Source organism: Alsobacter sp. (assembly GCF_059501845.1).
In genome coordinates this window covers 434,158-447,432 of the sequence record NZ_JCACDK010000011.1, presented here as the reverse complement: position 1 = coordinate 447,432, position 13,275 = coordinate 434,158, and the positions used below count along the sequence as shown (strand labels likewise).

Below are 13,275 nucleotides of genomic sequence, written 5' to 3'. Positions count from 1 at the left end.
CCGGGAGCATGGCGAGCCCGCCGGCATCCGCGCCGGTTCCGTAACCGAACCACCATTCGCCGGAGACGACGACAGCCGACCGGTCGTCGCGGTGGCGGTGCGCGGCAATGCGCGTGTGCGGCGGCACGGTCAGCTGGATCGTATAGGGACCGGGCGCCGAGGGGTCGCCCGAGAGGACCCGGGTCTCCAGCCCGGCCACGCCCGACGTGCCGGGCGTGGCTGGAGCGACGGGGACCGCGGCGATCGCCTGTGGCGTCAGCCGCTGATCCCGCATGCCCGAGCGAAGGAACGCCCCGACGAGACCGACGGTGGCCGCCGGGTTCTCCTCCATGATCCAGTGCCCTGAATCCGGCACCACCGCGCCGGTGACCCTGTTCGCGGCAAAGCCCATCACCGCGGCCATAGTGAGGCCGAAGGATTTCTCCCCGCCCAGAGCGAGCACCGGCATGTCCAGCTTGCCTTGCGCGAGGAACGCCTTGTTGTCGGCCGCGTCCTCGTCGAACGCGGCGAACTGCGCGAAGCCCGCATGCATGGCCCCCGGCGCGGCGTAGAGAGCGGCGTAGTGGGACCGCGACTCTTCCAGGAAGCGGTCGGGATGGGCGGAGAACTCGTTCCAGAAGCGGTCGAGATAGATGCGCTCTCGTCCGGCGACGAGGCGTTCCATGTCCGGTCCGCCGAAGCGGAAATGCCAGAGCAGCGGGTTCTTGAGGATCTCCTCCCACGGCCCGACGCCGGGCAGCGGCGCGTCGATGAGCACGAAGCGGCGCACGATATCGCGGTGTTCCGCCGCGAAAGCGTAGCCGACCATGTTGCCGATATCGTGGGTGACGAGGTCCGTGTCGCCGACGCCGAGTTCGCGGAGCAGGGCGGCGACGTCCTCTCCCTGGGTCTTCTTGTCGTAGCCAGTTGCTGGCCGGGAAGAGAGCCCCATGCCGCGAAGGTCGGGCACGATGACGGTGTGGTCGCGGGCGAGGTCGGCGGCGAGCGCCCCCCACATGTCGCCGGTCTCGCCATAACCGTGCAGCAGCACGACCGCCGGCCCCTGTCCTCCCGTGCGCACGTGCAGGGTGGTCCCGTTGGCAGCGATCTCTCTCACCTGGAAGTCAGCCGGAAACGGGGCCGGTCCCCCGGCCAAGGCCATGCCGGCGGGCGCTGCGAGCAAGAGAGCGGCGAGAGCGAGAGGGGGAATGCTGGACATGGAAGGCTCCGGCTGTAGCGACAGTCTCGACAGCAGGGTGAGCCTGCCGCACCGTCGGGGATAGCCGCCGGCCGGCGGTCCAGGCGTTCGGGAAAGTCGAACAATCATGAAGCTGGACGGCATCACCGCCTTCGTCTGCGTCGCCGAGACCGGGTCGATCACGGCGGCCGCGCTGCGACTTGGGCTGGCCAAGTCCGTCGTCAGCGAGCGCCTGGCGGACCTGGAACGCGCGCTGGGCGTCACGCTTCTGCAGCGCTCGACGCGACGCTCCGCCCTGACGGAGAATGGCCGCATGTTCCTGGAGCGCGCCAGGCGCATTCTCGGCGAGGCGGAGGAGGCCGTGGCCGAGCTGGCCCGGCACAGCGGCGAACTCGCAGGGCCGCTGCGGATCTCCGCCCCCGTCAGCTTCGGGATCCTGCATCTTGAAAAGCCGCTCTACGCCTTCCTCCAGGCTCATCCGCGCATCGACCTGACGCTCGATCTCGACGACCGCTTCGTCGACGCAGCCGCGGACGGCTTCGACGCCGTCATCCGGCATGGCCCCGTGTCAGACCGGCACCTGATCGCCCATCGCCTCGCGCGAAGCTCCCGCCATCTCGTCGCCGCGCCGTCCTATCTCGAAACGGCGCCACCGCTTCGGGCGGTGACGGATCTCTCGGCGCACAAAGCCATCTTCTACAGCCGCCGGGAATCGGACTGGCGGTTCGAGGGCCCTGCCGGAACCGAGGTGGTGCGGTCACGCTCGGCCTTGAGGCTCAACAACGGGCTGATGATGCGCGGCGCGGCGCTGGCCGGGTTGGGCGTCGCGCTCCTGCCGCGCTTCCTGATCCATGACGACCTGCGACAGGGTGCTCTGCGGATCGTCGAACTCGACCGCACGCCGCAAAGCGCCGAGCTCTTCGTCGCCCATCCCCGCGACCCCGGAACGACGGGCAAGATCCGCGCACTTGTCGCCCACCTGCGCAAAGCTTTCGGCGACCCGCCGCCCTGGGAGGAGAGGGGCTGATTGGAGCAAATCCTCTCGGGCGACCGGTCATGGGCGCCGGCGTGCCGCCATGTCGGGCACGCGCGCGGCGATGAAATCGATGAAGACGCGAATCCGGTCCGACAAATGGGCGCGGTCAACGAAGAGCGCCTGGACGGGTTCCTGGTCGCCGGGGTTGAACTCTTCCAGCAATGCAATCAGCCGGCCGGCCTCGATGTCCGGCCCGACGTGGAAAGCCGACAGGCGCGCGATCCCGACGCCGGCGAGGGCCATCTGGCGCACCGCCTCGCCATTGTCGAGCCTGAGCGTCCCTCCCGCCAGGTGGTTGCACGCGGCACCTGACGGGTCGCGAAACGGCCAGACATCCAGGTTTCGCCGTAGGTTGAAGCCGAGGCAATCGTGTCGCGTGAGCTGAGACGGTGAGCCGGGGCGGCCGCGACGTTCCAGATAGGCCGGCGATGCCACGACGTGGCGGGGCGAGCTGAGCAGCTTGCGCGCCCGAAGCGTCGTGTCGCCAAGGTGGCCGGTGCGGATGGCCACGTCGGCCTGGGCCTGGATGAGGTCCACCGTCCGGTCGGACTGCGAGAGATCCACCGTGATCGCCGGATGGAGCCGCAGGAATTCAGGCAAGATCGGCATCAGGTAGTGCTGTGCAAAGGGAATGTTGCAGTTTACGCGCAGCAGGCCCTTGGGGCTGCCGCGTGAGGTGGCGAGTTCCTCGGCCTCCTCGATGTCCTTCAGGATGCTCCGGGCGCGGTCGTAGTACCGCTCGCCCTCGACGGTCAGGGCCAGTCCTCGCGCCGAGCGGCGCATCAGTGTCACGCCCAGGCGTGCCTCCAGCCGCGCCAGGAGCTTGCTGACTGCCGAGGGCGAGAGATGCAGCGCGTGAGCGGCCAAGGTCAGGCTGCCGGCTTCCACCACGCGGGCGAAGACCTCCATTTCGCCGCTCCGGTTCAGCACGAAACCCTCATGCGTGAATTTCCTTCACTCTCGATGTGTCCATTCGGCGCTTCCGGAAATCATGCGATGAGATTTGCTAGGCGGCCAGATGTCATTGCAAGGGGACCGCCCATGTACCGAAGGCGCGCATTGATCGTCGGCGTCACGGGGATCGTGGGGCTCAACGTTGCCGAGCAACTTCAGGCGCAAGGGGGATGGGAGATCCACGGGCTGTCGCGCCGCCCACCGCTCGGCCAGTCCTCGATACTGTGGCGGTCGGTGGACCTGCTGGATCCCGGGTCTTGCGACAAGATCGAGGATCTCGATCCGACACACATCTTCTACTGCACCTGGACGCTAGGCCGAAGTGAAGACGAGAATATTCGTCTCAATGGCCAGATGCTCCGCAATATTCTGGCTCCGTTCGAGCGCAAGAGCGCTCTTGCCCATGTCGGCATCGTTACCGGGGCAAAGCACTATCTGGGGCCCTTCGAGGATTATGGGAAGGTCACGCCGGTCACCCCGTTCAGGGAGGATGCACCAAGACTGCCGAAGAAGAATTTCTACTACGAACTCGAAGACATCGTCATGGCGAGTGCTGCCCGGCACGGGTTTTCCTGGACGGTTCATCGCGCTCACACGATCATCGGCTACGCCGTCGGCAACCTCATGAACATCGGTGCCACGCTCGCCTGCTACGCCAGTCTCTGCAAAGCGCGTGGCGAGCCCATGATCTTTCCCGGGTCCCCCACGGCCTGGGCGGGACTGAACGACATTACCGATGCCCGCCTTCTCGCCCGGCAGATCATATGGGCCGGCACCGAGCCCAATGCCGCCGACGAGGCCTTCAATGCCGTGAACGGCGACGTTTTTCGCTGGAACCGGCTGTGGCGGGTCATTGCCGCCTATTTCGGCGTCGAGGTGGTCGAGGATCCTCGCATGTTCAGCCCGCTGGCGCCCCGGATGGCGGATATGGGCGCCGACTGGGATGCCATCGTCCAGCGTCATGCCTTGCAGCCCCAACCCCTCTCGTCGCTGGCCTCCGCCTGGCATACCGACCTCGACCTGGGGCGGCCGATGGAATGCGTGCACTCGATGGCCAAGGCGCGATCCCTGGGTTTCAATTCCGTGCAGGACAGCGAGCAGTCGTTCATCGACGTGTTCGACCGGCTCCGGGCCGAGAGGATCGTGCCGTGACAGGACCGGGTCCCGGCTTCCACGACCTGGCCGGCAAGGTCGTGATTGTGACGGGCGCGGGTTCCGGCATCGGGCTGGAGACGGCGCGCCATTTTCTCGCGGCCGGGGCCAAGGTCGTGGGCGCCGGGCTGATGCTCGATCGCTTCGCCGCGACCCGGGTGCTCGGGCCGATCCAGGCCGTCGAGGCGGACCTGACCGAGGCAGGCTCCGCCGCCCGCATCGTCGCCGCCGCGCTCGATGCCTTCGGGAGGGTCGACATCCTCTTCAACAATGCGGGGGTCGCGCCGGCGCGAACCGATTTCCTGTCGGTCAGCGACGCCGAGTGGGAGGCGACGCTCGGCCTCAACCTGATGGGGTATGTCCGCATGGCGCGAGCCGTCCTGCCGCCCATGCTGAATCAGGGGTGCGGCGTCATGATTCACTGCGGATCGGAGGCCGGGGTGAAGCCCCATCCTCTCCTGCCTGACTACTCCGTGTCGAAGGCAGCGGTGGCAATGCTGTCGAAGGTCCTTTCGCGCGACTATACGCGCTCCGGCGTGCGCTCGAACGTCGTGGCTCCAGCCCATGTCCGGACGGAGCTTTGGGACGCGCCGGGCGGCTTTCTCGACTCCCTGGCCGACCACTACGGGATCGACCGCACGGACCGCGACGGAGCCGTGGCCGCCTTCCTCGCCGACAGCGGCCTGCCCGCCGGCCGTCTCGGTCGGCCGGAGGATGTGGCCCGCGCCGTTCTCTACCTTTCCTCCGACGTGTCGGACTACGTCTCGGGTATCGTGCTGGGCGTGGACGGAGGCGTGGTTCCGACGATCTAGCGAGGCGATCATGACAGAGCATCACGTGGGCTGGACGCCCGACCTGCACGCGGAACTGGCGCGCCAGTCGATGAACGGTCGCGTCGGGCAGGACCTCTTGTCGGAGACCGATGCGGTGCGGGTCTGGCGCATCGAACTGCGCCCCGGCGAGAGGGTGGGGTTCCACCGGCACGTGCTGAACTACTTCTGGGTCGCCATCAACGCCGGCCGTTCGCGCTCTCATGATGGATCGGGCGCGACGCGCGAGACCAGCTACCTGGCCGGCGACGTCCGGCACTTCACGTTCGGGGCCGGTGAATCCATGGTTCATGATCTGGAGAACACCGGGGACACGACCCTGATTTTCACGACGGTCGAATTCAAGAACTCGCCGAACGCACCCTTGCCGCTGGCCTGACGGGGGAAGCGATGGACTACAAGCTGACAGGGAAGCATGTTCTCGTCACAGGCGGAGCGACGGGGATCGGGTTGGCGATCGCCAAGGCGTTCCTGGCCGAGGGCGCCGTCGCGACGATCAGTGGCCTGGAGCCGGCCGACGTCGTCGCCGCGCTCGCCACCCTCGGGTCCGGCGCGCAGGGCATGGCCTGCGACCTGACCCGGACCGAGGACGCCGTTGCACTTGTCGACCTCGCGCGGGCGCGCGCACCGGTCGACATCCTCGTCAACAATGTCGGGATCTTCGAAGTCCGGCCTTTCTTCGAGACGACGGATGCGGACTGGTTTCGCTTCTTCGATGTCAACGTGATGAGCGGCGTCCGCATGTCCCGTCTGCTCATGCAGGACATGCTCGAGCGGGGAGAGGGCAGCATCGTCTTCGTCTCCTCCGAGAGCGCGGTGAAGCCGCAGCCCTGGATGCCGCACTATGGCGCTATGAAGACATGTCTTCTGGGGTTGTCGCGCGCACTCGCGGAGCTAACGCGCGGCACGCGGGTGAGGGTCAACACCATCCTGCCCGGTCCCACGGCGACGGCCGCCGTTAGCGCCTACCACGACGAGATTGCCCGGACGAACGGCCTGTCCCGGGAGGAAGTCGTCGCGCGATATTTTGACGAGACCGAACCCACCTCGTTGATCCGTCGGATGATCGCGCCCGAGGAGATCGCCGCCAGCGTCGTGCATCTCGCAGCCAGCCCGCATCTGAACGGGATGGCGATGCGGGCCGAGGGCGGAACGATCCGGAGTGTCCTGTGACCCGCTGCGGCCTGGCCCCGCGACGCGCCTCGCCCAGCGGACAGGGGAGGTTACTCCGCGACAACGGTGACGATCTCGTTGAGTGTCGTCTCCAGATCAACCGCCAGAATGGCTGAGTGGCGCTGGCTCGCCGCTCTCAGGCTGCCCTCGGAACGAAATGATTTCGATATCCATTGCGCAGCAAGAAATTTCATTTTATATCCGCTCATAGGCAACGACTGAGATTGGGCAGTTGGATGAACAGTCCGGCAACAGGCGGTTTCGCGGCCATCGAAGCACGCATCCGCGCGACGCGCCTGCTGCCGGTCGTGGTCGTCGAGGACGCCGATCACTCGGTGCCCCTGGCGAAGGCCCTGGCGGCCGGGGGGCTGCCCGTCGCGGAGGTCACGTTCCGCACGGCCGCGGCGGCGGAGGTCATACGTCGCATTCGCGACGCGGTGCCGGAGATGCTTGTGGGCGCTGGCACGGTGTTGACTGCCCAGCAGGTCCGTGAGGCGCGCCTTGCCGGAGCCACTTTCCTGGTCACGCCCGGATTCAACCCCGCCACGGTGGAGGCGGCAGCCGCCGAAGGCATGCCGATCGTGCCCGGCATCAACAATCCCACCGGCGTGGAGCAGGCCATGGCGCATGGCCTCGACACGGTGAAGTTCTTCCCTGCCGAGGCGAGCGGCGGCGTCGCCTTCCTCAAGGCGCTGACGGGTCCCTATGCGGGCATGAAGTTCGTGCCCACGGGCGGCATCGGACCGGGCAACCTGTCGTCGTGGCTGGCCCTGCCGGCGGTGCTGGCCTGTGGCGGCTCCTGGATGGTCGACCCCGCGCTCGTGCGGGCCGGCCGCTTCGACGAGATCACCCGCCTGACGGCCGAGGCCGTGGCCTTGGCCCGGCGAGCCTGACATTCACCGGCCGCGGCCGGCTCGACGACCCTGAACGGAGAACCACCATGGCGAACAACACACTCTCGGAGGGACTGTCGCTGGCAGGGAAGTCCTGCATCGTGACCGGTGCCGCATCCGGGATCGGGGAAGCCGTGGCGCGGATCTACGCCCAGAACGGGGCGAAGGTCGCGATGATCGATTTCGACCGTGCGCGCCTGGACAAGGTATCGTCCGAGATTGCCGCCGAGGGTGGCACTGTCCTGCCGATTTTCGCCGACGTCACCGAAGAGGACACTGTTCGCCGGTTCTTCAAGCAGGTTCACGATGCCTGGGGCTCGATCGACGTGATCGTGAACTCGGCCGGCCGCGACAGTCTGGCTCCGCCCGTCACGCAAGTCACCCTCGACGAATGGAACAAGACGATCGGACCGAACCTCACGGCGGTCTTCCTGTGCTGCCGCGAGGCCTTCCTCTACATGGAAAAGCAGTCGACGGGCGGCCGCATCATCAACATGGGCTCCTCGTCCACCCGCGTCGCCTCGGGCCCGGGACACAGCCCTTACCGAGCCTCCAAGCACGGCATGCTCGGGTTTTCCAAGAACATCCTGCTGGAAGGCAAGGACAAGAAGATCGGCGTCACGGTGCTCAATCCGAGCCACGTCAAGACGCCGATGACCGAGATCATCGACAAGGGTCTCTATGATGGAGACCTGCCCGCCTACCTCGACGGCTGGCTGGACGAAAAGGAGATGAAGGAGGGCATTCACGCCAGCTGCATCGAAGTCGACAGCGTGGCCTGGCTCGCCCTCTTCGTGGCCACCCGCACGCCGGACGTGACGATCCCCACGATCAGCCTTTACCCCACGCACAAGGCCCATCGCTACGGCATGGAGGTCTGAGCGGATGAAGGCGGCCGTCTACAAGGGGCAGGGCCGCGTGACGCTGGATGAGCGGCCCGTGCCGGTGCCCGGCCCGGACGAGCTGTCGATCCGGGTCCATGCCGCATCGATCTGCGGCACCGACCTGAAGATCATCCGCGGCGGGCACTTCCGGGTCGGCCCTGACGAGACCCGCGTGCTCGGCCACGAACTGGCCGGCGAGATCATCGAGGTCGGCTCACAGGTCAAGCACTGGCGGGTCGGAAACCGCGTCTCGGTCGTGCCGAACATCGGCTGCGGGGCGTGCGAGATGTGCCGCAAGGGCCTGAACAACATGTGCCCGGACTACGATGCCTTTGGCATCAACATCGACGGCGGTTTCCAGCAGGTCATGACGGTGACGGCGCCTGCACTGCGGGGCGGCAACCTCGTCGCGATCCCGGAGTCGATGTCCTACCTCGAGGCGTCGCTGGTCGAGCCCCTGTCCTGCTGTTTTAATGCCTGGAAAGACCTCCACGTGACCCCCGAAGACCGGGTGCTTGTCCTCGGCACCGGGCCGATCGCGGGGCTCTTCCTGCAGCTGGCCCGTGCCTATGGGGCGCGGCAGGCGATTGTCGTGGGGCGGCGTGCCGCCCGGGTCGCGGAGATTGCGGCCTTCGGCGCCACGGACACCGTCGATTCCAGCCGGTGCGATCCAGTCGAGGAGGTGATGCGCCTGACGGGCGGCTACGGCGTCGACGTGGCGCTGACCTGCGCGCCCGCGCCGGAGCTGCAGGGGCAGGCCATCGCCTGCCTGGCGCGTTTCGGCCGCATGAACTTCTTCTCGGGCCTGACCAAGGGGATGAAGGCCGAGATCGACACGAACAAGGTGCACTACTGGAGCCTCAAGCTCCTGGGCTCGACGGGCTCCAGCCTCGACGACTACGGACGTGCGCTGACCCTCGTCGAAACCGGCAAGATCCACGTGACCGGGCTCGTCAGCCACCGCTTCGGCATGGACGACGCGGTCGCCGCCTTCGACCACGCCCTCTCCGGCCAGGGCCTGAAGACCGTGATCTTCCCCCAGAAGGATACGCTGCAATGAGGGCCGCGGTGCTGCACGCCCCGGGCGACCTGCGGGTCGAGAATGTCCCGCTTCCCGACATCGGCGCGGACGATGTGCTCGTCCGTGTGATGGCCGCCGGCATCTGCGGGTCCGACATCGGGCGGGTCATGGTGACCGGCACATACCGGTTCCCGACGATCCCGGGGCATGAGTTCGCCGGTCGCGTCGAACGCGTCGGCGCCAACGTCGCCCACCTCGCTCCGGGCGAACGGGTGGCCGTGGCGCCTCTGATGCCCTGCCGGGACTGCGCCTGGTGCAGGGCCGGCCAGTTCTCGCTCTGCGACACGTATGATTTCATGGGGTCGCGCAGCGATGGGGCGTTCGCGGAGTTCATCTGCGCCCCGGCCAGCAACGTGCTGAAAGTGCCGGACGGCGTCAGCGACGAGGTCGCCGCGACGATCGAGCCCGCAGCCATCATCCTGCACGGCATTCACAAGCTCGACGTCTCGCTGGGCGATGCGGTGGCCGTGGTGGGTTGCGGGGCGCTCGGCTACTTCGCCCTGCAGTTCGCCAAGCTGTCCGGCGCGCAGCCCCTCATCGCAATCGACGTGGACGAGGACAAGCTGGCGCTCGCCCGCGAGATCGGGGCGGACGTCTGCATCAACCCGGCGAAGGAGGACGCGGTCGCGGCCGTGAAGGCGGCAACCGGCGGCAGCGGCGTGCGGATCGCCCTCGAATGCGCCGGCTCCGGCGCCGGGCGCGACCTGTCGATCCTGGTCACGGCCAAGCAGGGCACGGTGATGCTCTACGGTACGGCCTATGGCGACGTGGTGCTTGCGGAGAAGGCGTTCGCGCGTCTCGTGCGCGACGAGCTCCAGGTTGTGGGATCGTGGAATTCCTATTCGCTGCCGTTCCCGGGCAAGGAGTGGTTCGACGTCATGGAGCTTCTGGCCAACGGCCGTCTCGTCGTCGATCCGCTCATCACGCACCGCGCGAGCCTCGACGAAGCGCCTGCCATCTTCAAGGCGCTGAAGGCGCGCAGCTTCGGCCCCTACCACAAGATCATGTTCAAGCCGAACGGCTGATCATCCAGGGGGAGGACCCAATGCCGTCGAAATACGTGATGGCCCTCGACGAAGGAACGTCGAGCGCGCGCGCCATCCTGTTCGATCGCGCCGGCAACGTCGCGGCGCTCGCCCAGCGGGAGTTCCAGCAGATCTACCCACAGCCGGGATGGGTCGAGCACGACGCGGTCGAGATCTGGACCACCCAGCTGCTCGTGGCGCGCGAGGCCATGGCCCAGGCAGGCGCTGAGCCTGGCGACATCGCCGCGATCGGGATCACCAACCAGCGCGAGACGAGCGTCGTCTGGGACCGCGCCACCGGCCGCCCCCTGCACAATGCCCTTGTCTGGCAGGACCGCCGCACCGCCGGGGTGTGCGACGCGCTCAAGGAGCGTGGGCTCGAACCCTACGTGAAGGAGACCACGGGCCTCGTCATCGACGCCTACTTCTCCGGCACCAAGATCGCCTGGGTGCTCGACAACGTCCCCGGCGCCCGGGCCAGGGCGGAGCGCGGCGAGCTCGCCGCCGGCACGATCGACAGCTGGCTGATCTGGAACCTCACCGGCGGCAAGGTCCACGTCACCGACGCCTCCAACGCATCGCGCACCCTGCTGTTCAACATCCGGACGGGCGAGTGGGACGACCGGCTCCTCAAGGAGCTGAACGTGCCCCGCGCCGTGCTCCCGCAAGTCCGCGACAGCTCCGAGGTCTACGGCCTTGCGGAGGCGTCCCTGCTCGGGGGATCCATCCCCGTCGCGTCCTCGATCGGCGACCAGCAGGGCGCACTGTTCGGCCAGTCGTGCTTCGCCCCCGGCATGGTCAAGGCGACCTACGGGACGGGTGGATCCCTGATGATGAACGCGGGCCGCACGCCGCTGCCCTCCCAGACGGGCCTGCTCACGACCGTGGCCTGGCGCATCGACGGGCGGATTGAATATGCCCTCGAGGGATTGCTCTTCACCGTTGGGTCCGTCGTGCAATGGCTGCGCGACGAGCTGAAGCTGATCCACCACGCTGCCGAGACGGAACAGTCGGCGGCCCATGTCCCCGACACGAACGGCGTCTACATCGTGCCGGCCTTCACCGGCCTGTCCGCGCCCTGGTGGGACCAGTACGCGAGGGGCACGATCGTCGGGATCACCCGCGGTGCCAACCGCGACCACCTGATCCGCGCCGCGCTGGAGAGCATGGCCTACCAGATCCGCGACGTGATCGGCTGCATGGAGCGTGACGCCGGCATTTCCGTCGCCGACCTCAAGGTGGACGGTGGTGCGGCCATGAACAATTTCGTCATGCAGTTCCAGGCCGACCAGCTCGGCGTCAGGGTGCTGCGGCCGAAGGTCGTCGACACCACGGCGCGCGGCGCCGCCTTCCTGGCGGGACTGGCGACCGGGTTCTGGCGGGACAAGGACGACCTGGGTTCCGCCTTCACGCTCGACCGCGAGTTCGTGCCCAACGCGGACCGGGCCGACCAGGACCGTCTCTATGCCGGCTGGTGCCGCGCCGTCGACCGGGCGCGCGACTGGGCCGAACACACGTGAGCCGCTCATGACCTATCAGCCCGCCGAACGCCGCACGATGTACTTCATCGGCGTGACCACCGGAAAATCCTCGATCATGAAGGTCTTCCCGGCCTGGTCGGATCATCTCGGCCTCGACGCCGTGATGAAGGGGATCGACTTCGCCCCCAATTCCGACCCCGCCGCCTACCGGGAGGCCGTCGCTTTCATCAAGCGCGACCCGCTCTCGCTGGGGGCGCTGGTGACGACGCACAAGGTCAACCTGCTGAAGGCCTCGCGAGACCTGTTCGACGACCTCGATTCCTATGCCGAGACGCTGCACGAGGTCAGCTCGATCTCCAAGCGCGGCAGCCGGCTCGCGGGTCATGCCAAGGACCCCATCACCGCCGGCGTGAGCCTGGAGGCGATCGTTCCCGCGGGATACTGGGCCGAGACGGGAGCGCACCTGTGCATCCTGGGCTCGGGCGGATCATCGCTCGCACTCACGCTCTACCTCCATACCAAAAAGGCCTCCGGCGGCGACGTACCGGCCCGGATCGTGGTGACCGCCCGGCGCGAGGCAAGCCTCGCGGAGATGCGGCACGTCCACCAGCAGATTGGCTTTTCCATTCCGATCGACTACCGGCTCGCGCCCTCGCCCGCGGAGGGAGACGCCATCGTCGGCGCCTTGCCGCCGCGCTCGATGGTGATCAACGCCACGGGCCTGGGGAAGGACGCGCCGGGCTCGCCGCTCACCGATGCCGTGCGCTTTCCCGAGGGCGGACTTGTCTGGGAATTCAACTACCGGGGCGACCTCGTCTTCCTCGACCAGGGGAGGGCCGCTGCCGCGGCACGCAGCCTCACGGTCCATGACGGCTGGGTCTATTTCATCCACGGCTGGACGCGCGTCGTCGCCGAAGTCTTCGACATCGACATCCCGATGTCCGGCCCCGCCTTCGACACGCTGGGCCGCATCGCCCGCGACGCTTCACGCTGATCTGAGGGAGCACCCGCCATGTCCGACATGACTCCGACCGCCTTCGACTTCGACACCGTGACCGGCCTGTCCCGGACCGCGAAGCCCATCGCACGACCCTTGTCGGCTCTCAGGGGATACTTCCACGACGCGGCCGCCTTCGAGGCCGCGGTCGCCCAGAGCGACCCGCTCGTCTACGAGTACTTCGACATGGGCGTGCCGGAGACCACCGGAAACGTCGCCTACGGGACGACGTCGGTCAAGCCGGGCAGGATCGGCGACGAATACTTCATGACGAAGGGCCATTTCCATACGGTCCTGGACACGGCCGAGATCTACTACTGCCTGTCCGGCCATGGCGGCATGATGATGGAGACGCCGGAAGGCAAGGTGGAGTGGCGCGAGATGAAGCGCGGCGACGCCGTCTACGTTCCGGGACGCTGGGCGCATCGCTCGATCAACATCTCGTCGACCGAGCCCTTCGTGATGTTCTTCGCCTTCCCCGGTCATGCGGGGCACGACTACGGCACCATCGCCACCATGGGCTTCCGCAAGCTGCTTGTCGAGCGCGACGGCAAGCCCGTGATGGTCGACAATCCCCGCTGGACCGGCTGAC

Annotated in this window: 14 protein-coding genes and 1 pseudogene; 12 read left to right on the top strand and 3 right to left on the bottom strand. The window is 67.4% G+C overall.

All coding sequences use genetic code 11. From position 1 onward, the window contains the following. Positions 1–283 precede the first annotated feature (283 nt). Positions 284–1,198 (bottom strand): annotated as a pseudogene (locus AC5JCN_RS09590) (alpha/beta fold hydrolase); the annotation flags it as partial. 103 nt (positions 1,199–1,301) lie between these two features. Between AC5JCN_RS09590 and AC5JCN_RS09585 the strand changes: the two are divergent. Continuing rightward, entirely contained in the window at positions 1,302–2,204 is a 903-nt protein-coding gene (locus tag AC5JCN_RS09585) for a LysR family transcriptional regulator (protein ID WP_495754961.1), read from the top strand. Between the two features lie 27 nt (positions 2,205–2,231). On the opposite strand, the gene AC5JCN_RS09580 is transcribed toward AC5JCN_RS09585, so the two are convergent. Further along, on the bottom strand, positions 2,232–3,143 hold the full coding sequence (locus AC5JCN_RS09580) for a LysR family transcriptional regulator (RefSeq protein ID WP_495754804.1): 912 nt from the start codon (positions 3,141–3,143) through the stop codon (positions 2,232–2,234). Between the two features lie 111 nt (positions 3,144–3,254). Here AC5JCN_RS09580 and AC5JCN_RS09575 point away from each other — a divergent pair, with 111 nt between their 5' ends. The 4 genes from AC5JCN_RS09575 to AC5JCN_RS09560 are packed head-to-tail and all read left to right on the top strand — an operon-like array spanning position 3,255 to position 6,322. Continuing rightward, a complete protein-coding gene (locus tag AC5JCN_RS09575) occupies positions 3,255–4,319 on the top strand; it encodes an SDR family oxidoreductase (RefSeq protein WP_495754803.1) in 1,065 nt (354 codons plus the stop codon). Continuing rightward, complete coding sequence (locus AC5JCN_RS09570; RefSeq protein WP_495754802.1) at positions 4,316–5,131, top strand: SDR family NAD(P)-dependent oxidoreductase; 816 nt, start codon at positions 4,316–4,318, stop codon at positions 5,129–5,131. Before AC5JCN_RS09575 ends, AC5JCN_RS09570 begins: the two co-directional genes overlap by 4 nt. Before the next feature lie 10 nt (positions 5,132–5,141). After that, a complete protein-coding gene (locus tag AC5JCN_RS09565; protein ID WP_495754801.1) occupies positions 5,142–5,528 on the top strand; it encodes a cupin domain-containing protein in 387 nt (128 codons plus the stop codon). An 11-nt stretch (positions 5,529–5,539) separates the two neighbouring features. Beyond that, positions 5,540–6,322: an SDR family NAD(P)-dependent oxidoreductase gene (locus AC5JCN_RS09560; protein ID WP_495754800.1), complete on the top strand. Its 783-nt coding sequence runs from the start codon at positions 5,540–5,542 to the stop codon at positions 6,320–6,322. A 50-nt stretch (positions 6,323–6,372) separates the two neighbouring features. Here AC5JCN_RS09560 and AC5JCN_RS09555 read toward each other — a convergent pair whose 3' ends face one another. Continuing rightward, positions 6,373–6,516 (bottom strand): hypothetical protein, encoded by a 144-nt coding sequence (locus tag AC5JCN_RS09555; protein ID WP_495754799.1) that lies wholly within the window; start codon positions 6,514–6,516, stop codon positions 6,373–6,375. A 42-nt stretch (positions 6,517–6,558) separates the two neighbouring features. Here AC5JCN_RS09555 and AC5JCN_RS09550 point away from each other — a divergent pair, with 42 nt between their 5' ends. The 7 genes from AC5JCN_RS09550 to AC5JCN_RS09520 are packed head-to-tail and all read left to right on the top strand — an operon-like array spanning position 6,559 to position 13,274. Further along, positions 6,559–7,215, top strand: a complete 657-nt coding sequence (locus AC5JCN_RS09550; protein ID WP_495754798.1) for a bifunctional 4-hydroxy-2-oxoglutarate aldolase/2-dehydro-3-deoxy-phosphogluconate aldolase — start codon at positions 6,559–6,561, stop codon at positions 7,213–7,215. 47 nt (positions 7,216–7,262) lie between these two features. Further along, positions 7,263–8,096 (top strand): SDR family NAD(P)-dependent oxidoreductase, encoded by an 834-nt coding sequence (locus AC5JCN_RS09545; protein WP_495754797.1) that lies wholly within the window; start codon positions 7,263–7,265, stop codon positions 8,094–8,096. Between the two features lie 4 nt (positions 8,097–8,100). Further along, on the top strand, positions 8,101–9,159 hold the full coding sequence (locus AC5JCN_RS09540) for a zinc-dependent dehydrogenase (protein ID WP_495754796.1): 1,059 nt from the start codon (positions 8,101–8,103) through the stop codon (positions 9,157–9,159). Continuing rightward, positions 9,156–10,205, top strand: a complete 1,050-nt coding sequence (locus tag AC5JCN_RS09535) for a galactitol-1-phosphate 5-dehydrogenase (RefSeq protein ID WP_495754795.1) — start codon at positions 9,156–9,158, stop codon at positions 10,203–10,205. The genes AC5JCN_RS09540 and AC5JCN_RS09535 overlap by 4 nt, the downstream gene beginning before the upstream one ends. A gap of 20 nt (positions 10,206–10,225) precedes the next feature. Continuing rightward, the gene (glpK, locus tag AC5JCN_RS09530; protein ID WP_495754794.1) at positions 10,226–11,725 is read left to right on the top strand and encodes a glycerol kinase GlpK; all 1,500 of its coding nucleotides are present in this window, start codon (positions 10,226–10,228) and stop codon (positions 11,723–11,725) included. Positions 11,726–11,732: 7 nt separating this feature from the next. Next, positions 11,733–12,680 (top strand): shikimate dehydrogenase family protein, encoded by a 948-nt coding sequence (locus AC5JCN_RS09525; RefSeq protein ID WP_495754793.1) that lies wholly within the window; start codon positions 11,733–11,735, stop codon positions 12,678–12,680. Between the two features lie 18 nt (positions 12,681–12,698). Beyond that, a complete protein-coding gene (locus tag AC5JCN_RS09520) occupies positions 12,699–13,274 on the top strand; it encodes a glucose-6-phosphate isomerase family protein (RefSeq protein ID WP_495754792.1) in 576 nt (191 codons plus the stop codon). Position 13,275 lies beyond the last annotated feature (1 nt).

Excerpts from the sequence above, each read along its gene's own strand:
- AC5JCN_RS09575 (WP_495754803.1), top strand. The coding sequence starts at position 3,255 with ATGTACCGAAGGCGCGCATTGATCGTCGGCGTCACGGGGATCGTGGGG.
- AC5JCN_RS09565 (WP_495754801.1), top strand. The coding sequence starts at position 5,142 with ATGACAGAGCATCACGTGGGCTGGACGCCCGACCTGCACGCGGAACTG.
- AC5JCN_RS09560 (WP_495754800.1), top strand. The coding sequence starts at position 5,540 with ATGGACTACAAGCTGACAGGGAAGCATGTTCTCGTCACAGGCGGAGCG.
- AC5JCN_RS09555 (WP_495754799.1), bottom strand. The coding sequence starts at position 6,516 with ATGAAATTTCTTGCTGCGCAATGGATATCGAAATCATTTCGTTCCGAG.
- AC5JCN_RS09550 (WP_495754798.1), top strand. The coding sequence starts at position 6,559 with ATGAACAGTCCGGCAACAGGCGGTTTCGCGGCCATCGAAGCACGCATC.
- AC5JCN_RS09545 (WP_495754797.1), top strand. The coding sequence starts at position 7,263 with ATGGCGAACAACACACTCTCGGAGGGACTGTCGCTGGCAGGGAAGTCC.
- AC5JCN_RS09540 (WP_495754796.1), top strand. The coding sequence starts at position 8,101 with ATGAAGGCGGCCGTCTACAAGGGGCAGGGCCGCGTGACGCTGGATGAG.
- AC5JCN_RS09535 (WP_495754795.1), top strand. The coding sequence starts at position 9,156 with ATGAGGGCCGCGGTGCTGCACGCCCCGGGCGACCTGCGGGTCGAGAAT.
- glpK (WP_495754794.1), top strand. The coding sequence starts at position 10,226 with ATGCCGTCGAAATACGTGATGGCCCTCGACGAAGGAACGTCGAGCGCG.
- AC5JCN_RS09525 (WP_495754793.1), top strand. The coding sequence starts at position 11,733 with ATGACCTATCAGCCCGCCGAACGCCGCACGATGTACTTCATCGGCGTG.
- AC5JCN_RS09520 (WP_495754792.1), top strand. The coding sequence starts at position 12,699 with ATGTCCGACATGACTCCGACCGCCTTCGACTTCGACACCGTGACCGGC.